This window comes from Bradyrhizobium sp. BRP22, assembly GCF_020194175.1.
Taxonomy (GTDB): domain Bacteria; phylum Pseudomonadota; class Alphaproteobacteria; order Rhizobiales; family Xanthobacteraceae; genus Bradyrhizobium.
The window spans coordinates 31924-58448 of record NZ_JADYVX010000002.1; the positions used below are offsets into that span (position 1 = coordinate 31924).

The window sequence follows — 26525 nt, forward strand, 5'->3', positions numbered from 1 at the left end:
GCAGCCGGTTGCGCCCCAGACTGGCCGCATTCGGCGGTTTGTTAGGGCATATATTGTCCGTGGCCCGCCGCCAATCGCTAAGACTGCTTCATGCTGCTCCGTTTCGCGCTTCGCAAGAAGACCCTGAAATTGACCGCGCTCGCCACCGCAATCGCACTGGCGGTTGCGCCGACGGTGGCGCTGGCGCAGCAGAACAAGGGTCCGCCGATCCTGCGCGACACCGAGGCCGAGCAATTGCTGCGCGACTATACGCGGCCGATCCTGCGCGCCGCGGGTCTGGAGAAGCAGAACATCCAGATGGTCATCATCAACGACAGCACCTTCAACGCTTTCGTTGCCGACGGCCGCCGCATCTTCGTCAACTACGGCGCGCTCATGCAATCGGAGACGCCGAACCAGATCATCGGCGTGCTCGCGCACGAAACGGGACATCTTGCCGGCGGCCATCTCGCAAAGCTCCGCGAGCAACTGGCGCAGGCGCAGACCCAGATGATCATCGCCATGCTGCTCGGCGCCGGCGCGATGGTCGCCGGCGTGCGCGGCGGCAGCAACAACGGTCTCGCTGGTGCCGGCGCCGCGGCCGTGGCCGCGCCGCAGGAAGTGATCCGCCGAACGCTGCTCTCCTATCAGCGCCAGCAGGAGGAGAACGCAGATCGTGCCGGCGTGAAATTCCTGAACGCGACCGGCCAGTCCGCCAAGGGCATGTACGAGACGTTCAAGCGCTTCACCGACGAGAGCCTGTTCGCGGCACGTGGCGCCGATCCCTATCTGATGTCGCACCCGATGCCGGCCGATCGTGTCTCAGCGCTTGCTGAGATCGCCCGTTCCAGTCCCTATTGGGACAAGAAGGACGACGCGGCGCTGCAGCTTCGCCACGACATGGTGCGCGCCAAGATCTCGGCCTTCATGGAGCGGCCGGACACCGTCAATCGCCGCTATCCTTCGTCCAACAACAGCCTGCCTGCTCGCTACGCGCGGGCGATTTCGACCTATCTGCACGGTGATCTCCGCAGCGCGCTGGCGCAGATCGACGGCCTCATCCAAGTACAGCCCAACAACGCCTATTTCTACGAATTGCGCGGCCAGGCGCTGCTCGAAGGCGGCCGGCCGGCGGAGGCGATCGCACCATTGCGCCGGGCGGTGCAACTCTCGGGCAACGCGCCGTTGATCGAGATGCTGCTCGGCCAGGCGCTGGTTGCGACCAACAACAACGCCTATACCGATGAAGCCATCAACATCCTGCGCGCCGCGGTGGCGCGCGAGGGCGAGGCGCCGATCGGCTATACCCAGCTCGCCATGGCCTATGGCCGCAAGGGCGACTACGCGCAGGCCGACCTCGCGTCCGCGCAGGCCGCCTATCTGCGCGGCGACAGCAAGACAGCGCGCGAACTGGCCTCGCGCGCCAAGACACGCTTTGCGATCGGAACCCCCGGTTGGGTCAAGGCTGACGATATTGTGAGCGCCCGGCCGCTGCCGGGTCAGAAAAACAACTAGCCACCGATGTAAATCGTCTACAACGATTGCCAAACCGGCCCCAAACCCAAAGCCGTACAAGGATTTGCCCATGCGCCCGCTCCGCTTTCTCGCTCCCGCTCTGCTCGCCGCAGCGCTCGCAGGCGCCTCGCTGCCTGCATCCGCGCAGGGCATCTCCGATGCGCAACGCGGCGACATCGAGAGCATCATCCGCAATTACCTGATCACGCATCCCGAGGTGCTCGAGGAGGCGATGACCGAACTCGCCAAGCGCCAGGCCGCGGCCGAGGCCGAAAAGCATCAGGCGAGCATCGCGAAGAATGCGGACGCGATCTTCAACTCGCCGCGCGGCGTGACGCTCGGCAACAAGGATGGCGACGTCACCTTCGTGGAATTCTTCGACTACAATTGCGGCTACTGCAAACGCGCGATGGTCGACATGCTCGACCTCATGAAGGCCGATCCCAAGCTGAAGATCGTACTGAAGGAATTTCCGGTGCTGAGCCAGGGCTCGGTGGAAGCGGCGCAAGTCGCCGTCGCCGTGCGCATGCAGGATCCGACGGGCAAGAAATATCTCGACTTCCACCAGAAGCTGCTCGGCGGTCGCGGCGCTGCCGACAAGGCACGCGCGATGGCGGTTGCCAAGGAAATCGGCCTCGACATGGCCAAGCTCGAGAAGGACATGGCGGGCCCCGAAGCAAAAGCGACGATCGAGGAGAACTTCAAGCTCGCGGAAGCCATGGGCATGAACGGCACGCCGAGCTACGTGATCGGCAAGCAGGTCGTGATCGGCGCGGTCGGGCTCGAAAATCTGAAAGAGAAGATCGGCATCGCCCGCTGTGGCAAGGCGACGTGCTGAGATAGCAGCGAAACAATATCATCGATGCACAAAGGCCGGCTCTCGCAGCCGGCCTTTTTGTTTGTGCGGTTCTGCACACTTGCCGTTCATCGCGCATTCACAAAACAAACCGCGCGGAACCGTTCTCAGAGCGGAACGACGCTCTCCTCCTTTCGTTGTTGGCGCGGGCAATGCAGGACTTTTGTGAGGAGGAATCGAAATGACCAACCGCTTGTTGATTTCGGTCGCGACAGCGGCCCTGATCGCGGGAACCGGCTTTGCGAACGCGCAAGGCACCGGCATGGGCCGTGAGTCGCCGTCATCTGGTGGCGGCGCCACAACGCAACAGAGCCCGTCCGGTGGCGGTGCATCGTCAGGCACGATGAACCGCGATAGCGGCGGCACCACGGGTATGAGTGGCTCCGACCAATCCGGCAAGGGCACGGGCTCTTCCGGCACGAGGTCGGATTCCGACCGGGGTGGCGCGGCCGACAGGAACGCGCAAGACACCGCGCCCGGTCAGAAATCCAAGAGCATGAGCTCGGACGAGAGGACCAAGGGCGACAAGGACATGAAGGCTGAAGGCCGCGACAGCCGTGACCGCAGCAACATGAAGGCCGAAGGTCGCGAGGGTCGTGATCGCGATCGCATGGATGCCCAGACTCGCGACAAGAGCGGCGGTACCGCCGCCGAAAGCCGTGACAAGAGCGGCACGGAGACGCAGCGAGGCGCGACCGACACCAGCCGCTCGCAGACCACGACCGGCAACGCCGCAACCTCGGCGACGGCGGCTCCGCCAGCCGAGAAGCGCACTCAGATCACCTCCGCGATCAAGTCGGAGCGGGTCGAGGAAGTCAGGAACGTGAACTTCAACGTTTCGGTCGGCGCCACCGTGCCTTCGTCCGTGCGTTTCCATCCGCTCCCATCGCGGATCGTCGAGATCTATCCGGAGTGGCGTGGATACCAGTTCATCCTGGTCGGCGGCCGCTACGTGATCGTGCGTCCCGAGACGCATGAGATCGTCTACATCATCGAGGGCTAACAGCAGCTCGAATGCGAGGGCGGGTCCAGCCCGCCCTCGCATTGCCCTGTCCGTCGATATGGGCGCGGCCGGAGCCGCTTTTCCACAGAAGTTGGTTAATTAGTGTTTTCCGTGAGTTAGCCGGGCAATCTGACAGGCGGAATGAGCCGTTTGAACCGGTTTCCGACAAACCTAAAGCTTTCCCTCGGGTCCGTTGTTACCTATAAACCCGCGACTTGGAGCATGATCCGGAACCGGTTTCGGAACGGATCCTGCTCAGAACGCTTTAGCGCTGTTTCTTGGATTCCGGATGGCCCAGGCCCCTGCCGCGACGATCTATGTGCTCAACGGCCCGAACCTCAATCTGCTCGGGACCCGCGAGCCCGAGACCTATGGCCATGCCACGCTCGCCGATGTCGAGAACCTCTGCCGCGAGACCGCGGCCCAGTTCGGCCTCACCGCGGACTGCCGGCAGTCCAACCGCGAGGGCGAACTGATCGACTTCATCCATGAGGCGCATGCCAGGCAGGCAGTCGGAATCATCATCAATGCGGGGGCCTATTCCCACACCTCGATCGCGCTGCATGACGCGCTGGTTGGGGTGAAAATTCCGACCGTCGAAGTGCATATCAGCAACATTTATGCCCGCGAGAGCTTCCGGCATCATTCCTTCACTGCTAAAGCCGCCTTCGCGTCGCTTTGCGGCTTCGGCATCGATGGCTATCGCCTCGCGATATCAGGCCTCGCCGCCAGGATCGGCGCCAAGAACGCCATCAAGGCGAGAGCCTGACGCATTCCCCGTCATCAGACAGAGAGTTTCGGACCAAGATCATGGCGCGCCAGCCTGAGGAAAAATCCGCCGCAAAGCCCGGCAAAGACAACGACAAGGATGACGCCGCGCTCATCCGCGAACTCGCGCTCCTGCTCGACGAGACCAACCTGACCGAGATCGAGATCGAGCGCGCGGGCGTCCGGCTGCGGGTCGCGCGCAATCTCAGCATTGCCGCGCATGTGCCGGCGACTGTGGCTCCGGCGGTGCCGGTGGCCGCACCCGTGGTGACTGCCGCAGCCGCGACCGATCTCGCCAAGCACCCGGGCGCGGTGCCCTCACCGATGGTCGGCACCGCCTATTGGGCGCCGGAGCCGGGCGCAAAGCCCTTCATCGAGGTCGGCAGCAAGGTATCCGCCGGACAGACGCTGCTGATCATCGAAGCGATGAAGACGATGAACCAGATTCCGTCGCCGCGGGCGGGCACCGTGACGCAGATCCTTGTCGAGGACGGCCAGCCGGTCGAATTCGGCGAGCCGCTGGTCATTATCGAATAGGCGAATGGCGAGTAGCGAACAGCCGATGGTGAAGAGACAACTCCATTCGCTGTTCGCCATCCGCTGCTCGCGAGCTGGAAGCACATGTTCGACAAGATCCTGATAGCCAACCGCGGTGAAATCGCGCTTCGCGTGCTGCGCGCCTGCAAGGAGCTCGGCATTTCGACGGTGGCCGTGCATTCGACCGCGGACGCGGATGCCATGCATGTGCGGCTGGCGGACGAGAGCGTCTGCATCGGGCCGCCGCCGTCGAAGGATTCCTATCTCAACATTCCCGCCCTGCTCGCGGCCTGCGAGATCACGGGCGCCGAAGCGGTGCATCCCGGCTACGGCTTCCTCTCCGAAAATGCCCGCTTCGCCGAGATCCTGGCTGAGCACAATCTGCATTTCATCGGGCCGAAGGCCGAGCACATCCGCCTGATGGGCGACAAGATCGAAGCCAAGAAGACTGCCAAGCGGCTCGGCATTCCCGTCGTGCCCGGCTCCGATGGCGCCGTGAGCTCCGATGAAGATGCCATAGCAATCGCGAGGTCGATCGGCTTCCCGGTGCTGGTGAAGGCCGCCGCCGGCGGCGGCGGGCGCGGCATGAAGGTCGCCCACAGCGAAGCCGATCTGGCGCTGGCGCTCTCGACCGCCGCGACCGAAGCGAAATCGGCTTTCGGCGACGCCTCGGTCTATCTCGAGAAATACCTGCAGAAGCCACGCCACATCGAGATCCAGGTGCTCGGCGACGGCCGCGGCGGCGCCATCCATCTCGGCGAGCGCGACTGCTCGCTGCAGCGACGTCACCAGAAGGTCTGGGAAGAAGGCCCCTCGCCGGTCCTCTCGGCCGCCCAGCGCGCAAAGATCGGCGAAACCTGCGCCAAGGCGATGCGAGACCTGAAATATCTCGGCGCCGGCACCGTCGAATTCCTCTACGAGGATGGCGAGTTCTATTTCATCGAGATGAACACCCGCATCCAGGTCGAGCATCCCGTCACTGAGAGCATCACCGATATCGACCTCGTACTCGAGCAGATCCGGATCGCGGCCGGTGGTGACCTGCCGGCGAAGCAGGACGAGGTCGCGATCATCGGCCACGCCATCGAGTGCCGCATCAACGCGGAGAACCCGCAGACCTTCCGCCCCTCACCTGGGCGCATCTTGCAATACCATCCGCCCGGCGGTCTGGGCGTGCGGATCGATTCCGCAGTCTACCAGGGCTATGTCATCCCGCCCTATTACGACTCGCTCGTCGGCAAGCTGATCGTGCACGGCAAGACCCGTGGCGAATGCCTGATGCGGCTGCGCCGGGCGCTGGACGAGATGGTGGTCGACGGCATCGAGACCACGCTGCCGCTATTCCGCGCCCTGGTGCGCGAGCCCTCGATCATCGACGGCGACTATCACATCCACTGGCTGGAGCAGTATCTCGCCGGACAGCCGAACGGCGGCTGAGGACCAGATCAGTTCCATCCCGCATGGAACAAAGCGCGGAACCGTGCGTTGGCAGCGACCAGGGATTTCCGACGCCCCCAAGGACCGCTTGCACTCCACTGGATCCATGACAGAGGCACCCGTGACGTCTGACGCCAAGCGCCGGCGCGCATTGGGCCAAATCCTGCTGCTCGCGGCGGGGCTCCTGGTGCTGGTTGCGATCAGCGCCGCGTCCGTCCTGCTGGTGAACAAGGCGCGCCAGGACAACGCCTCGGTGGTTCACACCGTCGAAGTCGAAAACCAGATCAATGCCGTTCTGCTCGAGCTACGCCGGGCTGAAAGCGCGGCCCGCGCCTATCTCCTCACCCGCTGGCCGGAATTCCTGACCGACCATGAGCAGGCCGTGTCCAATATCACGCCCTATACGGACAAGCTGGCGCAGCTCGCAGCCGACAATCCGCTCCAGGTCGAGCACGTGAAGAAGTTGCGTGGGGCGATCGACATCCGGCTCGATCAGTTCAGGCGCGAAATGGATTTCATCAAGCGCGACGAACCGGCCAGTGCCGCGGCCCTGGTCCGCGAGGCGGCCGCCGGCAATACCAATGCCATCATTCGCGACGTGACGGACAAGATGCGCACCGAGGAAGCGCGATTGTTCGATCTGCGGACGGCCAATGCCGACCGCTCGCAGATATTGGCGTCCTCCGTCACGATTGCCGGATCGTGTATCGTGATCGCGCTTGGCGCGATCGCGGCGTTCCAGGTGCGCCGCTCCGCGCGTGTCCGCGATGAGGCCGCAACCAAGCTGCGCGACCTCAACATCACGCTGGAGACCAGCGTCCAGGAGCGCACTGCCGATCTGCGCGAAGCCAATGACGAGATCCAGCGCTTCGCCTACATCGTCAGCCACGACCTGCGCTCGCCGCTGGTCAACATCATGGGCTTCACCAGCGAGCTGGAGGAGCTGCGCGGCGACATCTTCAAGCGGATCGCCGCCCTGAGCCACGCCGGCTCGGATGGTGCTGCGCTGCCGGAGAACGCCACCGACAGCGCCGAGCCCGTGCTCGACGGCGCCGACAAGCAGCTTTCCGACGATTTCTCCGAGGCACTCGGCTTCATCAAATCCTCGATCGCCAAGATGGACCGCCTGATCTCGGCGATCCTCAATCTCACCCGCGAAGGCCGGCGCGAGTTCAAGCCGGAACGGATCAACACCCGCGAGTTGATCGAGGGCATCGCCTCCACCGTGGCCCATCAGGCCGCCGAGGCGAATGCGCAAATCCGCGTCGAGCCTTTGCCCGATCTTGTCAGCGACCGTCTTGCGCTGGAGCAGATATTCTCCAATCTAATGGACAATGCGCTCAAATATCTGAGGGACGGCGTGCCCGGCGACATCGCGATCCGCGGTCGCACCAAGCTCGGCTTTGCGATCTTTGAAATCAGCGACAACGGCCGCGGCATCGATCCCAGGGATCACCAACGCATTTTCGAGCTGTTCCGCCGGGCGGGAACCCAGGACAAGCCGGGTCAGGGCATCGGTTTGGCCCATGTGCGTGCCCTGGTGCGGCGACTCGGTGGAACCATGTCGGTCGCTTCAGAACTTCACAAGGGGAGCACATTCACGATAACACTTCCAATCAACTGGGCCGCCAACCGGAAGGCAGACGCATGAGCAATCCAGTCACCATCATCATGATCGAGGACGATGAAGGCCACGCGCGGTTGATTGAGCGGAATATTCGTCGATCCGGTGTCAACAATGAGATCTTGCCGTTCACGAACGGTACAGAGGCAGTGAGCTATCTGTTCGGCCCGGATGGAAGCGGCATAGACCGAAACGGCCAGGCGCTGCTCATTCTGCTTGATCTCAACCTGCCCGACATGACGGGCATCGATATTCTGAAGCGGGTCAAGGAGAACAAGCACCTGAAGTCCACACCGGTGGTGGTGCTGACGACCACGGACGACTCGCAGGAGATCAAGCGATGCTACGAGCTTGGCTGCAACGTCTACATCACGAAGCCGGTGAACTACGAGAGCTTTGCCAACGCGATCCGCCAGCTCGGCCTGTTCTTCTCGGTCATCCAGGTTCCGCCAGCCGCAGCATGAGCACCACGAGCCCCACCCTGCTCTATATCGACGACGACGAGGCGCTGGCGCGGCTCGTCGACCGCGGCCTGACCCGGCTCGGGCTGAAGGTCGTGCATGCCGCGAGCGGCCAGCAGGGGCTGGACCGTATCGCCCAAGGCGGCATCGACGTGGTCGCGCTCGACCAGTACATGCCCGGCCTCGACGGGCTCGAGACACTCGAACAGATCCTGAAAATTCCCGACGCGCCGCCGGTCGTGTTCGTCACGGCATCGCAGGATTCCGCGATCGCTGTCACCGCGCTGAAGGCCGGCGCGGCGGACTATCTCGTCAAGGACATCCACGGCGAATTCATTCCGCTGCTGCAGGTCGCCGTCAACGGCGCGCTGCGTCAGGCGGAATTGCAGCGGGCGCGCGACGAGGCGGAAGCCGAGATCCACGCCTCGCGCGATCGTTTCGCCGCGCTTGCCGCCGAGCGCGAGGTGCTGCTCCGCGAGGTCAATCACCGCGTCGGCAATTCGCTGCAGATCATCGCTTCGCTGCTGCACCTGCAGGCCAGCTCCGCGGCACAGGACGACGTCAAGGCCGCGCTGACCAACGCGATGGGCCGCGTCGCCGCCGTTGCTCAGGTGCACCGCCGCCTCTACACCTCGCACGACCTGAAGAGCGTGCTGCTGAACCAGTATCTGGAATCGCTGCTCGAGGATCTCCGCCGCTCGGCCGAAGGCAACCGAATGTCGCGGCTGACCTTGAATGCCGAACCGATCGAGATCGATCCGGATCGCGCGGTCGCGATCGGCATCATCGTCAACGAGCTGGTGATGAATGCGGTGAAATATGCCTATCCCGATAGCGCCGGCCCGATCCATATCGAGCTCAAGGCCGATGGCGACGATCTTCTGCTGACGATTTCCGATGACGGCGTCGGCCTCAACGTCAAGGCCGATCCGCGCTCCACGGGCCTGGGCCAGCGCATCGTCGGCGCCATGGCCTCCAAGCTCGAGGCCAGCGTCGAGCGCGATCCCGGCCATAGCGGCACGCGCATCCTGGTGCGCTTTCCCCGTGCCAGTACCACAACGAAATCCGCCAGCGCTGCCGCGGGCTAACCCCATCGCGCCGCCCGCCGTCGCCTGCTATCCTGCAATCCATGACATCGCGCGACTCCGCCGCATCCGAGATCACGCCCGACGTGCTGCTGCGCGCCTATGCCTGCGGCATCTTTCCGATGGCCGAAAGCGCCGACGACCCCACATTGTTCTGGGTCGAGCCGGAAATGCGCGGCGTGATTCCGCTCGACGGCTTTCGCATCACCTCACGGCTGGCGCGCACCGTACGTTCCGATGTGTTCACCGTGACGGTCAACACCGCGTTCAAGGCCGTCATTGCCGGCTGTGCGGCGCCGGCGGACGGACGCGAGGACACCTGGATCAACAATCGCATCCGCGAACTCTATGTCGGGCTGCATGAGCTCGGCCATTGCCATAGCGTCGAGGCCTGGCAGGATGGCGAACTCGTCGGCGGTCTCTACGGCGTCAGCCTCGGGCGTGCCTTCTTCGGCGAGAGCATGTTCCACACCGCCCGCGACGCCTCCAAGGTTGCCCTGGTGCATCTGGTGGCGCGGCTGATCGCCGGCGGCTTCGAGTTGCTCGACACCCAATATGTCACCGAGCATCTGCGCAGCTTCGGTGCGCTCGAAATCCCGCGCCGCCGCTATCGCGCGCTGCTCGACCAGGCGATCGCCGGCGCGCCGGCGGATTTCCTGAAGCTGCCAGCCGATCAAGCAGTCAAGGGCACTGAAGCGCTCGCGATCATCGCAGCACGAGGTTGAGCACTCGCATCTCAGTTAGAGCGTTTTCGAGCGAAGTGGACACCGGTTCGCGTGAAGAAAACGCGTCAAAACAAGAATCTAGAGCTTCGGTTCTGATTCAATCAGAACCGAAAATGTTCTAGTTGCCGAAGATGCTGAAGAGCCCGCCCGGCCGCTGCTGCGGTGGAGGCGGCGGCGGTTGAGGCTGCGCCGGCGGCTGCTGGAATTGCTGCTGCTGTGGCTGTGGCGGCGGCGGACGCGGGGTAGCCTGCTTTTGCGGCGGCGGCTTCTTCTGTGCCTGAGGTGGCGCGGCTGGCTGCTTCGGCAGATCTGGCGCCGCGTTGACGATGGTCTGCTCCGGCTGTTTGCAGTCGGTCAGCCAGATATCATAGATCGGATGCTCGACGCCGTGCAGGCCCGGACTTGCCGCGAACATCCAGCCCGAAAAGATCCGCTTCACCTCGCCCTGCAGCGTGATCTCGTCGACCTCGACAAACGCATCGGTGTTGGCGGCTTCCGTCGAGGGCCGCGTGTAGCAGGCATCCGTCTTCACGCGGAGCGCTCCGAACTGCACGGTCTCGCCGATATCCTCCTCGAAATTGATGATGCGCCCGGTGATCTTGTCGAGGCCGGAGAAGCTCGCCTTCTTGTTCGCGATCTTGGTCGACGGCGGCTCGCTCACAACTTCGTCGCCGGGCTGCAGCGTCGCCGGCGTCTGCGGCACGCCCTTGGGCTGGCGCTGTCCGGGCGGCAGTCCCGGCAACGGACCAGCGCCGGGCGGCGCATTGGCGACATTGGGAGCCCCTGGCGACGGCGGCTGCACGGCCACCGGAGGCGGCGCATTCTGCGGAGGCCCTGACGTGCCCGGCGGCGGCGCCAGGGGCTGCGACTGGACACTGCCGGGCGGCGGCACGCCCGGTCCCGGCGGTGGCCGGTTCGGCGCCGGCAACAATCGGCCACGCGGCAATTCCGGCACTTCCTCCTCGTCCTCGGGGGGCGCCTGCTGGCCACCACGCGGAATCGCGCCTGGCGGGCGCGGCGCGGGATCGGAAAAAATAGTGCCGATCTGCGCGCGTGCCGGCGGCGCAAGCGCGAGGATTGAGGCGGCGATCAGGGCCGCAAAGCCAGTCAGGACAACGGTTCGGAGCATCTCGCGCGGCTTCAAGGAGCGAATCGGGCTTTCAACATACTAATCGATTATTGGCTATAGGCCGCTCGCAGCATCAACGGGTTAACACGCCGAATACGGCGGGTTTTTGTTGTCGGGAAAAAATACTGTATTTTCAAGCGATTTGATGCCGTTTTTTGCCGTTTGTTACCCCCCTTTTGCAGCGGTTTCCGGGACCAATCCGGGACCGCGATCACGGCTTGTTCTCAACCGCCGACGTTTGACTCTATCTTAATCCCCTTCGCAAGCGCTCGCCGCGGCGCCAGGCCATCTCAGCAGGCTTTAGCCCGACGCTTCCTGCGCTGGCGATTGATCTCACCCGGTTGCGACACCGAGACAATGGTGAGGTCGTGCTCGAAAAGACGTCTTGCCAGCCTCTCGGCTTTGCTCACGCACGCGTAATAGTAGTCGGTGGATTTCCGCGAGGTATGCCTGCCGGCCTGAAACGCGCCTGACTTGCCTTCGATGCTCGCCAATACAGCGGCCAGTGCTTCGATGATAGCTGGGTCAAGGTCCGAATCGGGTTCTCCCATCGCCCCTCCTCGTTCGCGGCCGTCGGTGCTGCCAGACCAACGCAGGAACGGAAATGGGGTCGCAAAAAATGGGTTATTAAGTGCTCGATCAGCGGCGTTGCATTTTTCTCAGTGCTATCAAAGATTTGACGAATGGTAATGCGGATATGGCCGCTATCCTCACCCGTATGCGAGTGGCGCCCTACCCCAGCCTCGCTTGGGAGGTGTGCCGCAGCGGATTTTCAGGATACCGTTGCAAATGATGCAGAGGCTGGACTGACCGGTCTCGATCCGAACGAACTGCTGGACCGAATTGTCATCGGAACAACCCAGTATCCATTTGCAATGTACGAGGCGTTCGCTACAGCGCTCACCGAGGTTGGAGTTGTGGATGCGGCGAAGCGGATCGCTATCTCGCAGATACCGGTCCGGATGTGAGCAGGGCTTTCCGAAATCATGCGTCCGGCGGCAGATCGCGTCGACCAGCAAAGTCAGTTAACTGAGAGCACCGCAAACGCGGCCATGATCGCCGACGCGATGCCCGCTATGACGATGAGCGCGGTAAACAGACGGTCCTGCATGATGCCGCACTTTCTACGTTAGCCGCCCCGGCGCGATCATTGGGCGGATCGGCACCGGGGCGCGCTCCATCTCACCCACCGGGGCTGGTTTAGCTGGGGTTCGATCAGCGAGAGGTCGCACCAATAGAAAAGCACAACCGCAACGCGGATGTCAGCGCACTTTGTGCCAAGTTGCTTGATGGACGAATGGGCTCCGCACTGTATGTCTGAGCGCCCGTGAGGCGTAGAGTCGTTACTACCCAGGTACGTTGCGGCAGCTTAGTCGCGGTCTCGCATCCGCTTGCCTTTGCGTGGCCATCGTGTGCCCCCATCGGCGTCTAGCGCCGGCGTGGGGGAGACCGGCTTGCCGCTCTCGCGCTCGGCGGCTTCTCTGTCGAGTCGGCGTCGGTAGGCATCCTGCCGCGACATGATCTCCATGAGTTGGGTCTTCTTACGCGGCAATTACCTAGGCTGCTGTTTCGCAACAGATACTGACGACGCATTGCCGGAGTCGGCAGGCTGGTTCGCAATGTTGTGACAACTTGCGTCGAGAAAGCCCCACGCGAGCCAAAGTCCGGCGATGAACGCCAGGATCGAAAGGATATATAGGATGTAGGTAGCATAGTGTCGGCGGGTCGCACCCGCCCAATTATCATTTCCATAGTAAGAGCTGCGTGAAGTACGCCGCCCCGAAAGCAAGGGCTGCTAGCAATGAGCCGATAGCAAAAGCCACCACGGCACCGCCTGCGGGGACTAGGTCGCTACCCTTCCAGAACGCCAACAGAGCTACCGTCGCCCCGCGATTGAGCGTCAGTGTCGTTTTGATGGCCTCGACCGCGTACCGGTTTCCCTCAGCCCAATGCCACTTATCTACCACCTTACACCCCATTATTTTGATCACCGACCGACACAGAATCATTTTTAATGCCTAAACGTCACTTCATCCAAACGTACAGTGGCGAGAGACTCGGCACGCGGCTCATCTGCCCTCGACTAGGTCAAGGTTTCGCTGAACCACAAGACAAGGGCGTGACAGGCGTCTATGCCCGCTGGCATATGTTCGATGAGAACCGCGAAGCAACTAGTGCTCTCGCCGAAACAGTCGAAGTTTTTGGACGAAGCCGCGCGAGCGCCGATCGGACCTCTGGACGAATCGGGCGCGTTCTGTCGGTCTTAGTGAGGCGACAACTTGCCGTGATTCCCACCTCCTTCTTAACTCACATGGATTAAGGAAAGCACGTGCGCGGCGAAGCAGGCTTAACCGATGATGACCGCACAAACCCGATGGGGCTGTTTCACTTCGCCCGATCATATTGGCAATCTGCGGACACAACGGCTCCCGATCACTCACCCCGCCGCCCCTATCACCTTCCTTTTCTACCATGCAATCGAGCTATACCTAAAATCGTACCTGCGTTGCGTAGGCGTGACGGTCAAGGAGCTTAAACAGTATTCCCATGGAGTGAAGAAGCTCGGTCAAGCGGTGGAAGAGCGAGGGCTTAAACTGATCGAAGATGACAAAGAGGTCATCAAGCTCATCGATGAGCACGATAACGTAATCCGCTCACGCTACATCACGACCGGTGCGTTTAGCAGGCCTGAAGAGGACGCTCTTGGAGCGATTTGTGAGAGGCTCGACTCGGCGGTCGGTGACGCTCTTCGCTCGCACAACGTCCACGTAAGACGCTTTGAGCCTATCCCGCCAACTGCAACCCGTAAGACGCCAGACGAACTTGAAACCGAAATAATAGATGAACTAACCTCATTGAATAAACACGAGCGCGACATCCTAGCGTATCTCCTCGACCGCAAACGAACGGCTATTTACCTGTGCGATTGACGGAGGACATGCGGTGACCCTCTTGTCGCGCAATCTTTTAAGATGGGCCGTCGCGCCAGGGCAGCAAGTTCCCCAGAAGATGTCCCTGTCGAAATTCCAAAGGTTGTTTGGAAGGTACTTCAAAAGCACAAAGCCGAATTCCCCTGCAGCTCCAAACTGAGGGACGGCCCACACCCTTGGCGGATCCATTGGATGGCTCGTTAGGGCTTGAACCGGAAAGCAATCGCAGGCAGTCATGTGGCCGAACGGTCAGGCTCCCAAATTGACGACCATGAAGATCAGCAAGTCGGGGTGTTTCGCCTTCCATCGTATGCTGACGTTCGGTACGGCATTCATCTGAAGCAAACAAACGAGTACGGGATATATTCTTTCTTCGTCCACGAGGATGGCAAGACAAGTTCGAGCTACACTAGGTCTGATTCATCATTCGAGAATGAAACGTCGTTGTACCGCTGAACAAATCGCCCCGTACTGTAATGTCCGAAAGACGATAAAGCTTCTCAACCTGGGGGCGATCAATGAACTACGAGAACGACGCGCTCGCCATCGCCGATCTCGTTGGCTTGGACAAAGAGACGCTGACCACCAGTCCGTTGCAGGCTGAACACGGCATAGCGAAGATGGTCACCGCAGAGGTCCTCATGCGCTATACGCTGATAGACCAATTACTCGGAGAGATCATTGCGACCTACTTCCTGAACGTCGAACCACTTTCAATACGTTATGGTTCGCATGCGAGTGAGCAAGAACGTGTTTTCTATCACCACATCCTTGACGAGATGTACCTGCTGAGAAAGCTCGCCATAGTTCATGCGGCCAACTCGGTGCCACCCGAAGTCACTAGTACGATAAACAAGCTCAACGCGGTTAGAAACGCATTGGCTCACAGCTTCTATCCAGAGAATCGGAAGGAATATCGATCTTCAGGCAAGGTGACGTACAGCGGTCTTGACATCCGCACGCCCGCCGGCCTTCGAAAGTTCATCAATGACACGGGCGCGGCCATAAACCATCTGCATGAACTCGTATACGGTCCAGGTCTGTAGATCATCCTAGTGAGAACTTTGATCTGACCCTTATAGAAATCGCCTACAAACCTAGTCGAAAGATCGCGGCTGATGCTGAAACAGCAAAAACAATTTGGTCTAATGCTTGTGGTCCTAGTCTCATCATTCTTGGGGGGATGTGACTTGTTGAACGATACGGCGGCAAAGCCCTGGATGGGGTATGCGTGGAACATGAAGCAGAAGCGAGTCGAATGGTTTTTCAACAGCTTTGAGACACACCGAGACTGCGAAGAATCAATGCTCCACGCAATCGAAACCCCACCGAACGATCAATGGTACTCGAAGCCAATCGGCTGTGGTTACAGCGGAAACGATTACTGGCGCGTACTTATAATGAACGCATTGTTCGGCGGCAAAGATCTTGGTTGTATCGCGCGATCTATGAATGGGAGTGCAAACGGAATGGGTTACGGCCCCGTACTTGATCGCACAAACAAGCGCGGTGAAGGTTGGTATTGCGTTTGATCGTGGCCTGAGGACGTTAAAGCGCATCCAGCGTCGATATGATGGCTTGGAGTGCTAGTTGCACATCTCCATCGGATATCGGCTGAGCATCTTTTGGGTGCGTAAGCTTATTGCGCAACGTTATAGCCGCCCGCAATTGCCCCCACCAAGGTGCTTGGGTGTCCTGAAGTGGACCCTATGCTGAGGACCACTGGGTCCGGTTTCTTAAGTGGAACTGCTGCCGTTCGTTCTTCCCAATAACGTTACGCTACTCTTGCTTGCTGCTGTTGTGGCTGTGGGGATGTGGGCAACGCGCAGCGTTGTCCAAGCTTCTCGCTTGCGAGAAGCGTCATCCCCACAGCCTCTTCGCCGAATGCGCCGGTGACACCGGCCCGCCAGACCGCCATCGGCGCGCGGTTTTCCAGCGCCTGATGAGGGCGCTGGAAATTGTAAAACTCGATCCATCGGGCGATTCCGGCTTTGGCCTCGTGGCCATCCGAATAACCATTGAGATAGATGTCCTCGTATTTGAGCGAGCGCCACAGCCGCTCGATGAACACGTTGTCCATCCAGCGCCCGCGACCGTCCATCGAGATCCTGACACCGGTGGCGGTCAGCGTGCCGGTGAAGGCGGCGCTGGTGAACTGGCTGCCCTGGTCGGTATTGAAGATCTCAGGCCGGCCGAAGCGTGCCAAGGCCTCTTCGAGCGCAGACACGCAGAACGAGGTGTCCATCGTGTTCGACAGGCGCCAGGCCAGCACCGCACGGCTCGCCCAATCGATGATCGCCACCAGATACAGGAAGCCCTGGCCGATCGGCACATAGGTGATATCGGCCGCCCACACTTGATTCGGCCGATCGATGACCATATGGCGCAAGAGATATGGGAAGATCTTGTGTCCCGGCGCCGGCTTTGTGGTTCTGGGCTTGGGTCCCAGCGCCGCGATGCCCATCTTGCGCATCAACCGCTGCACGCGCTTGCGATTGATGCGACATCCTTCGCCATTGAGCATCGCCATCATCCGCCGCGAGCCCAGGAACGGCCAGGCCGTGAACAGCTGGTCGATCCGCCGCATCAGCTCAACGTCGTTGTCATTGGCCGACCGCGGCGGCCGATATACGCTCGATCGCGCAACGCTCAGCAGTTGGCATTGCCGCCGGATCGATAGACTCTCATGATCGCGCTGAAGCAATCCTCGGCGATCCGGCGCGCTCATCTTCCGGACCTCCTGGCTAAGAAATCTCGCTCGACCGTCAATTGTCTGATCTTGGCGTGGAGCCTCTCGACCTCCAGTTCGTGGGCCGCCTCGCCATCCCGGCCAGCGCCCGCCTCGAACGCCCGAACCGCTTGATCCTGAAGCTGCTTCTTCCACGCATAAATCTGGTTCACATGCACCTGGTAGCGCTGCGCCAGATCCGTCACCGTTGATTGTTCTCGCAGCGCCTCCAAGGCGATCTTTGCCTTCAGCGCCGCATCGATTTTCCGTCTCGTCTTCTTCATGGTCCGCTCCGTTTATCAAAACGGAACGGCATCCGCACCACCTAAGCCGCTGGTCCAAAATCCGGGGTCCACTTCAGTCCAACTGCTTTCCTGAAAACCTTCGATGCAAGAAGGCCAGCCGGTCTTCGAGCCGCGACATTAAGGCCACTAAGCACGAACTCGCCGTTTTCTAGCTTCACGTCGCTTTCCAGGAGAAATCCTCTTTCGTGTTGAGACAACTCTGGGCGCTCATCTGCTATGGCATTTACGTGGGCTTCAAGTGAACAAAAGCCCAGCATGAGAGCAGCATGCAGGTAAGCTAAGTGGGCGACTGTATCAGAGGCAGCGGCTCCCTGCGCCTTCTCCAAAAACGCTTCGCTTCTTCCAGCAGTGAAGTTGCGAAATCGTCTATGTCAGCCACCACTTGATCCTTTTGCTTCGGCCTTCTCAACTTCTAGCATTGCCTGCTTCGCGTGAAATTTCGCAATGGCGATTTCGATGTTTTTCTTTGTTATCCCGTCACCTTTCTCCGCCTGTAAGAAGAAGAGTTGTCGGTACAAAAGGCTGCTTAAAGCCTGAATACGATCATCGTGGCTATTATTTCAAGCTTAGATTGTGAGAGGTTTCATCTAATTCTTGTGCGACCGTCGGCACGAAAGAACCGCACGGGCCGTTCAGCGCGTGCGGTTCAAAAACGTCACGGCAGGCTGGAGCTTCTCGCTAGGCCGCTAGACGAGAAACGGCCTGAACGCCGTCACGGTGGCAGTGACTAAGCTGGAGAGATGCTGCACGATTTCCATCATGGCCGCAGGCTTGAGCACTTCCGGCTCAAAAAGCGCAACTTCTAGTTTGAATGGTATTGACGATATCTCGGCTCCTGGCAGATCGGTGACGAGTTCGTCGCCTACTTTGAGTGGGCTGAGTGTGTCCTCTGGTTTGAGATCTATGTCTGGTAGACCGCCGAATCTTTCGCGAGAGTCAGGCGAGAGGGCCGCTAGGAGCATCGATCTAATATTGACGCTGCGGTATTTCACGCCAGCTGCGACCAGGGTGCGATGCTTGTCTATGTTGTTAAGCTTGTGCAAGACCCATAAGTCGTTGCCCTTGCCATCCTTGTACGGTTCAAGCGCTAGGAGTTCGTCGATGGCTTCCGGCCTTATACCCTTGCACTTATCCTTTATAACTCCCCTTAATTTTTGGGTGCTCTCCGAGATGGGGAACTCTGTTTTGCTGCTGTAAGTGGTCGCCCCGGTGCCAACGAGATAGAGTTGTTGGGCTAGGTGATCGAGCGCCGTTCTGAGGTTGTGAATCGCGTCTCCCAGAATGAGCGGTATTTCATGCGGGATTGGACGAACGGCGGTCACATAATAAATTGGTCGTTTGGTATGTGAATCCCGCTTCACCCCAATTTCGAGGGGGCGGCTCTCGACGAAAGCTGCGATTGCAATTTGCAGATCGCGGATATGCTTGTTAGCACGATCAATCTTCTGCCCGATAAGCGCAAATCGTTCGTCGGCTGTCATCGCTGCGCGTCCTTAGCCGTGCGCGCTCTAACCTCGGCCGCGATCCGTTTGCCGCTTTCCACCCGCGCCTTCGACAGATCGTGGCTGGCCTGCATATTGACCCACATTTCCGCGGGAGTTCCGAAGTAGCGGGCGAGCCGCAGCGCGGTGTCGGCGGAAAGAAGTCATTCCGGCTGAAGCGCACCGCCAAACTTTACTCGACGGGTGCCCATGATCGCAACTACAGCGAGTCATGGGCTACTTCTCAATCCCCAGGATTAGCGGCACAGTGCGGCCGGCGCACCATCGCTCGGTCAAGGGTGGTCGCGCCGCGATTAGGATGGCGCATGGCGTCAGCGAGCTGAGAGAACCGCAATCGCCGCCATGATCGTCGAGGCAATGCCCGCGATGATAATGAGCGCGGTAAACAGACAGTCATTGTCCCGCATGATCCTGGCGCTATCGCCACAGCGCAGCAAGGGCGACCATCAACGCCGCCACCACGGCCGCGAGCACGATATAGGGCATGTCCCGTTTCTCGCGCGGCGTCATCGTCACTTCCTCTCGTTGTCTTAACCCGAACCAGCGTTTGCTCATCCAATTCCCGTTGACGGCAGGGCGTGCCGCCCCGACGCGACTGGAGAGCGCGCCGGGGCCGCGCCTCCTCTTTGGCCGACCACCGGGCTGAGGGTCGAGACGATCGGCCGAGAGGTTGCGTGTCAAGCCAAGCGCGGCATGGGCAGGACGTCTGTGCACTTCTGACCCGTGCTACTCAAATTCGATTCCGCGCTCGCCGCCCAAAAAGAAAGCCCCCGAAGAGGAGCGTCTCGTCAGGGGCAGCAAACTGGCGAGGTCAATAACTTAGGTTATGAAAGGCTTTGAAGTCGCATTCGGCCGGCCGGCGTCAGTGATCCCGCGCGGTACATCGGGCCGTGGCCCTTGGCGATGAAGGTGTTGCTTACGGCGTCATGCACCTGCGCCAGATCCTTGGCGATCAAGCTTTCCACGTTGAGCCGTACCATTCGCCGTACTGGCTAGGGCGTATACTCATAAACCCGCGCCGCAGTTAAGGCGCGGATGAGGTCCGCTGTGCTCCTGATAGCGGCGCAAAAGCCGACCTCACCAGAGGTCCGAGTTGGGCCAACAAGAGACTCATGCGCCGCAACAAATAAAATGGGACCGGCGGCGGCCCGAGGCCAAATGCCCCGCTTTTTCGATCTTATGCCGTTCTGATAGCGACGTTGAATGTATTGCCGTTGACGGTGTGTAGCTGCAACGTCGATGGCGCTATGGAGGCTGCCGGGGTCCGCATTGCTCGTGACGGGCAGCGTAATCGTCGCCATCGCCGCGCCCGTAGCCCTCCGCATGATGGCGTAAGACGACGTTGGTACAAAGTTGCCTCGCCATCGAGGAGGCACGAACGGTGGCGCGGCTACAGCGGAGATCGAGGACAACATAAACCAAGCTCGAACGGCCTTCGTCACTGCCGGCATCTTGGTGCTGCGCGGCGGCGTGCCGATCCATGTCAATGGCGCAGTCGTGGGCGCAGTAGGCGTTGCCGGCTTGAGCAAGGAGATCGACGCTGAGATCGCGAACACCGCGGCGACAGCGCTGAGCCCCTCACCGATGACGGCTCAGCGTAGGTTACGGAGTTACTGTTCGTGTGCGCCTGTCGGCGCGGAAGATGATGCGATCGCGAGTTCGGGGGTGTGGCCGCCGAACGAGGTGCGACGCTCCCATCAGTCACAACAGGCGGGTGCCCGATCCTAAACCTTGGTATGCTCTTCTCAACCAAATGTAACGAGGGGGATCAACCTCCGTGCAATGGTCAGGTCCATCTCTCAATGATTATGCTTGGGATGTAATTTGGGTAACCGAACGGCAGCACTCTCTGGAACTGCCATACGGAAAAAACCAAACAGGTGAGAAACGAGTTATGGGCTGGATGTTCGACAATGCCGGACGTCTGATTGCCCGGTTGCAGAAGCCGGTCAACCACTGTGAGCCGTTCACTCCGAACGATTCCACAGCCTTACGCGACACCCTTCGACCCGGTGATGTCTTGCTGGTCGAGGGCAAAGGTCGTATTTCCGGCAGCATCAAATATCTCACCCAATCGACTTGGTCGCACTCGGCGTTGTACGTCGGGCCGGTGGCCGGCGCCGCAACCGACGGCGAGCGCCATGTCCTGATCGAAGCCAATATCGGCGAAGGTGTCGTGTCGGCGCCGCTGTCGAAATATCTGCATTGTCAAACCCGTATCTGTCGGCCGGTGGGACTGAGCGGAGCGGACTGCGCAAAGGTCTGCCATTACGCTATCGAACGCATTGGTCTCAGCTACGATTTCAAAAACGTCGTCGACCTGATGCGCTATCTATTCCCATGGCCAGTGGCGCCGCGTTGGCGCCGCCAAACGATTGCGCTTGGGTCCGGCGATGCTAGCCGCATCATCTGTTCTTCGCTAATTGCGCAAGCATTCGACGCCGTGCGTTACCCGATCCTGCCCAAGATCACGCACCTCGAGAGCCAGACGGCGCGGCGCGAAATCGCCGAGACCCGCCACTCGTCACTTTACGCGCCGCGCGACTTCGATGTTTCGCCCTACTTTATGGTGGTGAAGCCCACGCTCGCGCGAGGCTTCAACTATAAAGACATGCATTGGGCCGATCTTCCCCAAGTTCACACCGCAAAGGTCACGTTCGCTCCAGAGATTGAAGGCGCGATCGCGGAGGTGGCCTACGCCTGAATTTCCCGGATCAGGCACCGAGTTGCGCAACGCTCACGCCGTTTCAGTCCTGGATCGAGCGAGGCCGCGATGGCGAACCCTCGTCGACCACAAATCTGGAGATTGAAATGTCGAAACCCCGCCTACTATTGATCCATTGCTCGAACGGCATCCGACAGGGAGCAAAGCACGGGCAGCGCGGCCGTAGCTTCCGACCGCTGGTCATTCATGGGGGCGCGCGAGCGAGATTCGCGCCGAGAGAGAGCTCATGGGAAGCTGCGTTTGAACTGGTCAATCTTGGTCTTTTAGCTTCCCATAGCAATTACCTTGCCTTCTTGCAGGCGAGCATAACAGTTCTTGAGGCCTGGAATCGGACTGACCCTTATAGCCAATAGTACATTCGACCCAAATGTTGCGCCGTGTGCGTCATCGGAACACCACGCTCGCGCATATCGTTCGCATCGACCATGCTGCTCAATCCGTCGGCTCCCTTCGGCTGCCCATGCGCAGAAGCCAAATCGCTGCAGAGCCAGCAGCGCCACCTGACCTGTACCTTCCCGCGATTGCGCCAGACCGGAGGTCAACACCGTCTCCAGGACGGTGCGGCCAGGGTCGATGTCCGGTTCGGGTCACTCGCGTCATTTTTGGCCTATTCGCCGGATGTCCGCTTATCCCCTGACAGCGGCAGAATAGCAGCCATCCCTCAACCGCTGCTTGGGGCCACCAACGGGCGGACGCTAACCTGATCGCTGTGCGAGCGAATGCTCCAGGAAAAAACGCAGCATTTCCCTTGTTGCGTCCGGTCCTTTCGGATCAGTGTAGGAGCCGGCAGGGTGGCCTCCGGACCACGCGTGTCCAGCTCCATGGATGTTCCAGTGCTCCAATATTCCGCGCCCACTCGCGTCGCTCAGGATCGTGCGGGTGTAAGCATGCCCTCCAGGGACCTGGCCGCGATCAACCTTCTTTTGTAGGCTCATGGCTCTCATAGACCGCGCAAGCATTTGATCGCCATTGCTGGGATGAACTGTGGTGTCGCGGTCGCCGTGAAAAACAACAGTTGGCACAGGTGGCCCGTCATCAAAAAGAACGCTGTGACTGGATCCGCCACCTTCTCGCATGGCGACCAGCGCGGAAGGAAGGTCCATGGCGGCCCCGCAAGCAAGGCCAGAATGGATGCCGATCGCCGCGTACAGATCTTTATAAGCATTGCCCATGATAGCTGCCGCGGCAGCTCCGGCCGATAATCCCCCAACATAGACCCGATGCGGATCAATCGAACAATCGCGCATGACTTGGCGCGTGATGCCGGCAATGATCGAGGGCTCACCGCTGCCCCGCTGCTGGTCGGCTGCGCGAAACCAGTTCCAGCATTTCGCGGGGTTTGCCTCGCTGCGCTGTGCCGGATAGACCACAAAACAGGAGTTTTCTTCAGCAATGAAGTTCATCCTCGTGCCAGCGGCGAAATCGTCTGGGAATTGGGTGCAGCCGTGTAGCATCACGATCAAGGGACGCGGTTGACCCTGATGGCGGCTGGGGATGAAGAGTTTGTAGACGCGGCTTCCCGCCGGATTGCTGTAGCTGCCTTCGATGAACCTTGTGCCGTCAGGCACGATATCTGACGTGGACAGCGGCTTGCGCTCAGTCACAGCTTGCAGTCTGAACCCACGGCGTTCTCGGGTGCGCTCGAGCAGCTCGCGGAGCATGCGAGATTCCGCCCGCGCCAGGTCCGGGCTGTTGTTCTCCTCAACAGCATTGGCCTTCGCATCGATGATTGGCGGCTCTTGTCGAATAAGTGCGGGCTGACTGGTGCGCGATGTCGGCTCTGGCGCGCTTTCGCCGCGCAGCATGCGTTGCAGCAGCGCGGTGGCCTCGACAAGTCGGCCAGTGCGCGTGAGGCGTGTGGCTTCTGCAATCATCTCCGGTCTCAGCATCGCGTTCACCGCGTTCTATCGACGAGGGCGGCCTTGACCGCCGGACTGGCCTGCAAAGCGCCCAGCACGCAGACCGACGCAATTGCGGCGCGCGCAAGCTCGGGCGTGACATCTTGAGCGATGCTGGCAAGGCCCAAAACGTTGATGTGCAGCATTTCCCCGGATCGCCGCGCCGCTTCGAGATCCTCTCGGCTGAAGTGCCTCAGACCCAGATCCAAGCTTTTTCGGGTGGCCGATTGTTTGACGACGTCCGCATGACGTTCCAGCTGGTTGCGGATTGCCGTTCGAATGAAATCGGTTCGGTTCGAATAGAAGCCTTCCTGCACCATCAAGTCGACCTGACCAAGATCGACATAGCCAAGATTGATCGTGATCTTTTCGCTATCCGAGAACTTTGTCTTTGACGAGCAGCGAGGGCGGACGATGTTTCCGATTTTTTCGATCAGCGACGCCTTTAGAAGGTCCGTTGGCGACCTAATGGAAAATGCGGGTTACGGGCCGCATGAAACAGCATGGGATCGCCTTGAGCATCATGATTTTCGACTGCGCCGCTACGCGCCCTTAGCAGCGAACGCTTTGCCAGTCTTGATCGTACCCGCCCCGATCAAGCGGGCATATATATTCGATCTCTTGCCGGAGGTGAGCGTCGTGCGGCGTCTCATCCGGGCGGGATTTGCGGTCTACCTGTACGAATGGCCAGAGGAACAGGATGGCAAGTCGAACCTCGAATCCGGCATAAGCTCGCTCAGCCTTGCAGCTGAAATGATCGCGACCGAGCATCGCAGCCCATCGATCCTCGTTGGGCACTCTCTTGGTGGTACCCTCGCCGCGATCACTGCGTCCATTGCGCCGCGTCTGGTCAGCAAACTCGTGCTTGTTGAAGCCCCCCTGAAATTCGGCGAACAGACCGGAGCGCTAGGTCCGCTTGTGCTGTCTTCGCCAGCAGTGCCGCCTGGTCCTGTTCCGGGAAGTCTGCTCGATCTTGCGAGCGTTTTCGCGGCCCCGGAAGAATTCGTAATCTGGCGCTGTGGAGATAGCTGCACAAGCTTGCTGGACCCGGAAGCGTTAGCAATCCATCTTGCTGTCATTCGTTGGAGTCTTGACGAGTTCGCTCCCAGCGACCAACTAATCCGAGATGTAATCGAGCTGCTCTATCGTGAAGACCGATTCGCCCGGAACGAGCTTCATGTGCTTGGGCAGGTTGCCCGATCGAACTCGCTGAGCAAACTATCGGTCGCGGCAATTGTCGATCATGCAAGCCGAGTGGTCCCATCCTCGTCCGTGTTAGGAGCGTTGAGGGACCCTTCGATTTTTCCTTATGAGCCGGAAGTCGGAGTGGCGCTTCAGCACGTGGGACCACTTGTGGGCAGACAGGCGCATCGAGAAATCTGGCCGAAGGTAATTGATTGGATGCGCAGGCGCTAACCGTGACGCCGACCTTAAGGACATTCACCTCATCTTTTGGCCCGTTTGCAGGATGTCTGCTTCTCTAATCGGCCGTTTGAGGTCAAGCACTTTCAGACTATCCCTACAAGCGCAGTCACCTCGTGGCACTGCGACCGAACAAGATATCCGCTCAGGACCCGCCGTCGACGTGGTGGCCAGGTGAGCGATGAGCCGGTATTTCGATTGGTACTTGATGGTCGGTGCATTGGGTTTGGTCGGACCGCCACTTGCATTTTTTGTTTCGAACATCCTCGTTGGGCCCATGTTCGTCAGCGCAATTGTGTTTTGCGTGTGGTTCGCGATGTTAGCTTGGGGACGGCGGCGCCAGGGCCTTGCTGCTCTTGCTTCCGAGCCTTCTGATGATTCTGATTTGGCCGGGCGTCTATGCTGCGCTATCCGTCACTTGCACCTACTATTACCCCTGCCTGTAGTCACCTGATGTGCAATCTCTATTCGATCACAACTAACCAGGAAGCGATCCGGGCGCTGTTCCGGGTCATCAATCGCTATGTCGGCAACCTGCCCCGATGCCCGGCATCTCTCCTGACTAGCCAGCGCCCATCTTCAGCGCGGGCGTATCGCCCTGATGCTAGCCGTGTAGCCTAGGAATAGGAAGAGAAGAGAATCTCGGCTAAGCCGACCATGTGCCATCGTGAGTAGAGCGACAAATATCAATCCGCAGAGCGCGAACCGTGTCTCATAGCTCTGCCGCGCCAAATGCGACAGTGAGAAAACCGACAAGACAAGAAGCGCGATAAGCATAGCTGCCGCGACCCATCCTAGCTCCACCGCCACCTGTAAGATTGAATTGTGAACTTGGCTATCCCGTATGCACGACAAAGACATAAACCGGTCCATGCCGATGCCAAACAGCCCGGCGGCTGGCAGGAGAGCGAGCGCATCAGAATACAACTGCTTTCGAATTGCGATCGAGTTCTGCATGTCTGTTTCAGGGCACGCCTGCCCAACCTTCGCGTTCGGTTCTGTCGAGGGGACCGAAATCTGAATAGCGTGATGCGATACGAGACCTGATGATGACCCTGCACCGTCCGACGTGACGTGACCGGACGGCCTCGCAAATCGCGGAGCGAGCTCTATTCGGGCAAGACTTCCTACAACAATGCCAGAGATTAAAAAGCACATCATCATCGCAGCGTACCTTCTTTCGTGACTTTGGCTAGTAAAGTACGCGAACATGAGAGCGGCACCGATGGCTACAAACGAAAATCGCACAAAGGAGGCCGCGAACACGACCGTCAAGGTGAAAACGAGAACGCCAGCTGCCGCAGCCCGGATGGCCGTGAGTCGCATGCAGACCAAAGCGATTATCAGAAAGCCGAGCGTCAAAGTGAATTGCGCTGGAGCCGCTCCAAAACGTCCAAACACGACAGGGTGTGGCCTGCCATAGCTATCGCTCCACTGCGTGGGTAACGCCGCAAGGGTCAGAACAGCGCCAAGCACGACCACCATCCCTGTGACAAGCACGAAGCTTGGCGCTATCGCCTTGCTTCCAGCGAACAATCGGGCGGCCGGATAAGCGGCCAACGACATCACCAACAGGGTAACTTCTTTGGGGCTGCTACCGAATTTATTGACAGCAAAGGATACGACAACAGAGCAACTGAACATCGTGAACAGAAGGTCCGCCAAATCAATCGTGAAGTCACTCCAACGGCTGAACAGAAAAAGAGTTAACGTGGACCCAGCGATAAAGGCTGCGGTGAACAATGGTCCGGCGCCAATTAGGCCGTGAGCAAAAACCAATATCGAACCGCTTGAGACGTAGATCGATAGTACAAGCCAACGATTGAAAACACGGTCCATCACTCCGCTCCGAATGGGTCAGCCCGCGGCGACCTATGCTGAATTGGCAGACGATCG

At 60.0% G+C, this 26525-nt stretch carries 24 protein-coding genes and 2 pseudogenes; 17 read left to right on the forward strand and 9 right to left on the reverse strand.

The genetic code is table 11. The features are described 5' to 3' along the window. Nucleotides 1–90 precede the first annotated feature (90 nt). The 10 genes from I6F35_RS02370 (at nucleotide 91) to aat (ending at nucleotide 9990) form a co-directional block, all read left to right on the forward strand. Entirely contained in the window at nucleotides 91–1494 is a 1404-nt protein-coding gene (locus I6F35_RS02370; RefSeq protein WP_225116045.1) for a M48 family metalloprotease, read from the forward strand. A gap of 70 nt (nucleotides 1495–1564) precedes the next feature. Continuing rightward, a complete protein-coding gene (locus I6F35_RS02375) occupies nucleotides 1565–2332 on the forward strand; it encodes a DsbA family protein (RefSeq protein ID WP_225116046.1) in 768 nt (255 codons plus the stop codon). A 199-nt stretch (nucleotides 2333–2531) separates the two neighbouring features. Continuing rightward, on the forward strand, nucleotides 2532–3353 hold the full coding sequence (locus tag I6F35_RS02380; protein ID WP_225116047.1) for a DUF1236 domain-containing protein: 822 nt from the start codon (nucleotides 2532–2534) through the stop codon (nucleotides 3351–3353). Nucleotides 3354–3642: 289 nt separating this feature from the next. Further along, nucleotides 3643–4122, forward strand: a complete 480-nt coding sequence (aroQ, locus tag I6F35_RS02385) for a type II 3-dehydroquinate dehydratase (RefSeq protein WP_225116048.1) — start codon at nucleotides 3643–3645, stop codon at nucleotides 4120–4122. 41 nt (nucleotides 4123–4163) lie between these two features. After that, entirely contained in the window at nucleotides 4164–4658 is a 495-nt protein-coding gene (gene accB / locus I6F35_RS02390) for an acetyl-CoA carboxylase biotin carboxyl carrier protein (protein ID WP_225116049.1), read from the forward strand. Between the two features lie 84 nt (nucleotides 4659–4742). Then, entirely contained in the window at nucleotides 4743–6095 is a 1353-nt protein-coding gene (gene accC / locus I6F35_RS02395; protein WP_225116050.1) for an acetyl-CoA carboxylase biotin carboxylase subunit, read from the forward strand. Nucleotides 6096–6216: 121 nt separating this feature from the next. Then, nucleotides 6217–7746 (forward strand): CHASE3 domain-containing protein, encoded by a 1530-nt coding sequence (locus tag I6F35_RS02400; RefSeq protein ID WP_225116449.1) that lies wholly within the window; start codon nucleotides 6217–6219, stop codon nucleotides 7744–7746. Beyond that, nucleotides 7743–8183, forward strand: a complete 441-nt coding sequence (locus I6F35_RS02405) for a response regulator (RefSeq protein WP_225116051.1) — start codon at nucleotides 7743–7745, stop codon at nucleotides 8181–8183. Before I6F35_RS02400 ends, I6F35_RS02405 begins: the two co-directional genes overlap by 4 nt. Further along, entirely contained in the window at nucleotides 8180–9268 is a 1089-nt protein-coding gene (locus tag I6F35_RS02410; protein ID WP_225116052.1) for a response regulator, read from the forward strand. The genes I6F35_RS02405 and I6F35_RS02410 overlap by 4 nt, the downstream gene beginning before the upstream one ends. Nucleotides 9269–9309: 41 nt before the next feature. Then, nucleotides 9310–9990 (forward strand): leucyl/phenylalanyl-tRNA--protein transferase, encoded by a 681-nt coding sequence (aat, locus tag I6F35_RS02415; protein WP_225116053.1) that lies wholly within the window; start codon nucleotides 9310–9312, stop codon nucleotides 9988–9990. Nucleotides 9991–10108: 118 nt separating this feature from the next. On the opposite strand, the gene I6F35_RS02420 is transcribed toward aat, so the two are convergent. Further along, nucleotides 10109–11119 carry a DUF2155 domain-containing protein gene (locus I6F35_RS02420; RefSeq protein ID WP_225116054.1) on the reverse strand — a complete coding sequence of 337 codons (1011 nt, stop codon included), beginning with the start codon at nucleotides 11117–11119 and terminating at the stop codon, nucleotides 10109–10111. Nucleotides 11120–11409: 290 nt separating this feature from the next. Further along, nucleotides 11410–11670, reverse strand: a complete 261-nt coding sequence (locus I6F35_RS02425; protein WP_225116055.1) for a hypothetical protein — start codon at nucleotides 11668–11670, stop codon at nucleotides 11410–11412. Nucleotides 11671–13635: 1965 nt separating this feature from the next. On the opposite strand from I6F35_RS02425, the gene I6F35_RS02430 reads away from it, so the two are divergent. The 3 genes from I6F35_RS02430 (at nucleotide 13636) to I6F35_RS02440 (ending at nucleotide 15581) form a co-directional block, all read left to right on the forward strand. Then, nucleotides 13636–14049 (forward strand): hypothetical protein, encoded by a 414-nt coding sequence (locus I6F35_RS02430; RefSeq protein WP_225116056.1) that lies wholly within the window; start codon nucleotides 13636–13638, stop codon nucleotides 14047–14049. A gap of 518 nt (nucleotides 14050–14567) precedes the next feature. Continuing rightward, nucleotides 14568–15095, forward strand: coding sequence for a hypothetical protein (locus I6F35_RS02435; protein WP_225116057.1), 528 nt, complete (start codon nucleotides 14568–14570; stop codon nucleotides 15093–15095). Nucleotides 15096–15167: 72 nt separating this feature from the next. Continuing rightward, a complete protein-coding gene (locus I6F35_RS02440) occupies nucleotides 15168–15581 on the forward strand; it encodes a hypothetical protein (protein ID WP_225116058.1) in 414 nt (137 codons plus the stop codon). Between the two features lie 386 nt (nucleotides 15582–15967). Here the strand turns inward: I6F35_RS02440 and I6F35_RS02445 are convergent. The 4 genes and pseudogenes from I6F35_RS02445 to I6F35_RS40095 all read right to left on the reverse strand — a co-directional run. Further along, a pseudogene (locus tag I6F35_RS02445) lies at nucleotides 15968–17061 on the reverse strand (IS3 family transposase); the annotation flags it as partial. A gap of 707 nt (nucleotides 17062–17768) precedes the next feature. Next, nucleotides 17769–18563, reverse strand: a complete 795-nt coding sequence (locus tag I6F35_RS02450) for a hypothetical protein (RefSeq protein WP_225116059.1) — start codon at nucleotides 18561–18563, stop codon at nucleotides 17769–17771. Between the two features lie 438 nt (nucleotides 18564–19001). Then, on the reverse strand, nucleotides 19002–19139 hold the full coding sequence (locus I6F35_RS02460; RefSeq protein WP_225116060.1) for a hypothetical protein: 138 nt from the start codon (nucleotides 19137–19139) through the stop codon (nucleotides 19002–19004). Nucleotides 19140–19408: 269 nt separating this feature from the next. Further along, nucleotides 19409–19540, reverse strand: a complete 132-nt coding sequence (locus tag I6F35_RS40095) for a hypothetical protein (RefSeq protein ID WP_275945429.1) — start codon at nucleotides 19538–19540, stop codon at nucleotides 19409–19411. 397 nt (nucleotides 19541–19937) lie between these two features. On the opposite strand from I6F35_RS40095, the gene I6F35_RS02465 reads away from it, so the two are divergent. Both I6F35_RS02465 and I6F35_RS02470 read left to right on the forward strand, forming a co-directional pair. Beyond that, nucleotides 19938–20312, forward strand: coding sequence for a heme-binding protein (locus I6F35_RS02465; protein WP_225116061.1), 375 nt, complete (start codon nucleotides 19938–19940; stop codon nucleotides 20310–20312). 166 nt (nucleotides 20313–20478) lie between these two features. Beyond that, nucleotides 20479–21288, forward strand: coding sequence for a YiiX/YebB-like N1pC/P60 family cysteine hydrolase (locus I6F35_RS02470; RefSeq protein ID WP_225116062.1), 810 nt, complete (start codon nucleotides 20479–20481; stop codon nucleotides 21286–21288). A gap of 716 nt (nucleotides 21289–22004) precedes the next feature. Here I6F35_RS02470 and I6F35_RS02475 read toward each other — a convergent pair. Both I6F35_RS02475 and I6F35_RS02480 read right to left on the reverse strand, forming a co-directional pair. Further along, entirely contained in the window at nucleotides 22005–23198 is a 1194-nt protein-coding gene (locus I6F35_RS02475; RefSeq protein WP_225116450.1) for a PHB depolymerase family esterase, read from the reverse strand. Between the two features lie 5 nt (nucleotides 23199–23203). Beyond that, nucleotides 23204–23623 carry a CopG family transcriptional regulator gene (locus I6F35_RS02480; RefSeq protein ID WP_225116451.1) on the reverse strand — a complete coding sequence of 140 codons (420 nt, stop codon included), beginning with the start codon at nucleotides 23621–23623 and terminating at the stop codon, nucleotides 23204–23206. Between I6F35_RS02480 and I6F35_RS02485 the strand changes: the two genes are divergently transcribed. Together I6F35_RS02485 and I6F35_RS02490 are read left to right on the forward strand one after the other, a co-directional pair. Beyond that, a complete protein-coding gene (locus I6F35_RS02485) occupies nucleotides 23568–24623 on the forward strand; it encodes an alpha/beta fold hydrolase (RefSeq protein WP_225116452.1) in 1056 nt (351 codons plus the stop codon). The two genes, I6F35_RS02480 and I6F35_RS02485, sit on opposite strands and share 56 nt — an antisense overlap. Nucleotides 24624–25082: 459 nt before the next feature. Continuing rightward, nucleotides 25083–25192 (forward strand): annotated as a pseudogene (locus tag I6F35_RS02490) (SOS response-associated peptidase); the annotation flags it as partial. Nucleotides 25193–25208: 16 nt separating this feature from the next. Here I6F35_RS02490 and I6F35_RS02495 read toward each other — a convergent pair. Next, the gene (locus tag I6F35_RS02495; protein WP_225116063.1) at nucleotides 25209–26468 is read right to left on the reverse strand and encodes an O-antigen ligase family protein; all 1260 of its coding nucleotides are present in this window, start codon (nucleotides 26466–26468) and stop codon (nucleotides 25209–25211) included. Nucleotides 26469–26525 lie beyond the last annotated feature (57 nt).

Bases quoted from the DNA above. Each gene is read 5' to 3' on its own strand.
- I6F35_RS02370 (WP_225116045.1), top strand. From the start codon at position 91: ATGCTGCTCCGTTTCGCGCTTCGCAAGAAGACCCTGAAATTGACCGCG.
- I6F35_RS02375 (WP_225116046.1), top strand. From the start codon at position 1,565: ATGCGCCCGCTCCGCTTTCTCGCTCCCGCTCTGCTCGCCGCAGCGCTC.
- I6F35_RS02380 (WP_225116047.1), top strand. From the start codon at position 2,532: ATGACCAACCGCTTGTTGATTTCGGTCGCGACAGCGGCCCTGATCGCG.
- aroQ (WP_225116048.1), top strand. From the start codon at position 3,643: ATGGCCCAGGCCCCTGCCGCGACGATCTATGTGCTCAACGGCCCGAAC.
- accB (WP_225116049.1), top strand. From the start codon at position 4,164: ATGGCGCGCCAGCCTGAGGAAAAATCCGCCGCAAAGCCCGGCAAAGAC.
- accC (WP_225116050.1), top strand. From the start codon at position 4,743: ATGTTCGACAAGATCCTGATAGCCAACCGCGGTGAAATCGCGCTTCGC.
- I6F35_RS02405 (WP_225116051.1), top strand. From the start codon at position 7,743: ATGAGCAATCCAGTCACCATCATCATGATCGAGGACGATGAAGGCCAC.
- I6F35_RS02410 (WP_225116052.1), top strand. From the start codon at position 8,180: ATGAGCACCACGAGCCCCACCCTGCTCTATATCGACGACGACGAGGCG.
- aat (WP_225116053.1), top strand. From the start codon at position 9,310: ATGACATCGCGCGACTCCGCCGCATCCGAGATCACGCCCGACGTGCTG.
- I6F35_RS02420 (WP_225116054.1), bottom strand. From the start codon at position 11,119: ATGCTCCGAACCGTTGTCCTGACTGGCTTTGCGGCCCTGATCGCCGCC.
- I6F35_RS02425 (WP_225116055.1), bottom strand. From the start codon at position 11,670: ATGGGAGAACCCGATTCGGACCTTGACCCAGCTATCATCGAAGCACTG.
- I6F35_RS02435 (WP_225116057.1), top strand. From the start codon at position 14,568: ATGAACTACGAGAACGACGCGCTCGCCATCGCCGATCTCGTTGGCTTG.
- I6F35_RS02440 (WP_225116058.1), top strand. From the start codon at position 15,168: ATGCTGAAACAGCAAAAACAATTTGGTCTAATGCTTGTGGTCCTAGTC.
- I6F35_RS02450 (WP_225116059.1), bottom strand. From the start codon at position 18,563: ATGACAGCCGACGAACGATTTGCGCTTATCGGGCAGAAGATTGATCGT.
- I6F35_RS02460 (WP_225116060.1), bottom strand. From the start codon at position 19,139: ATGAGCAAACGCTGGTTCGGGTTAAGACAACGAGAGGAAGTGACGATG.
- I6F35_RS02470 (WP_225116062.1), top strand. From the start codon at position 20,479: ATGGGCTGGATGTTCGACAATGCCGGACGTCTGATTGCCCGGTTGCAG.
- I6F35_RS02475 (WP_225116450.1), bottom strand. From the start codon at position 23,198: ATGCTGAGACCGGAGATGATTGCAGAAGCCACACGCCTCACGCGCACT.
- I6F35_RS02495 (WP_225116063.1), bottom strand. From the start codon at position 26,468: ATGGACCGTGTTTTCAATCGTTGGCTTGTACTATCGATCTACGTCTCA.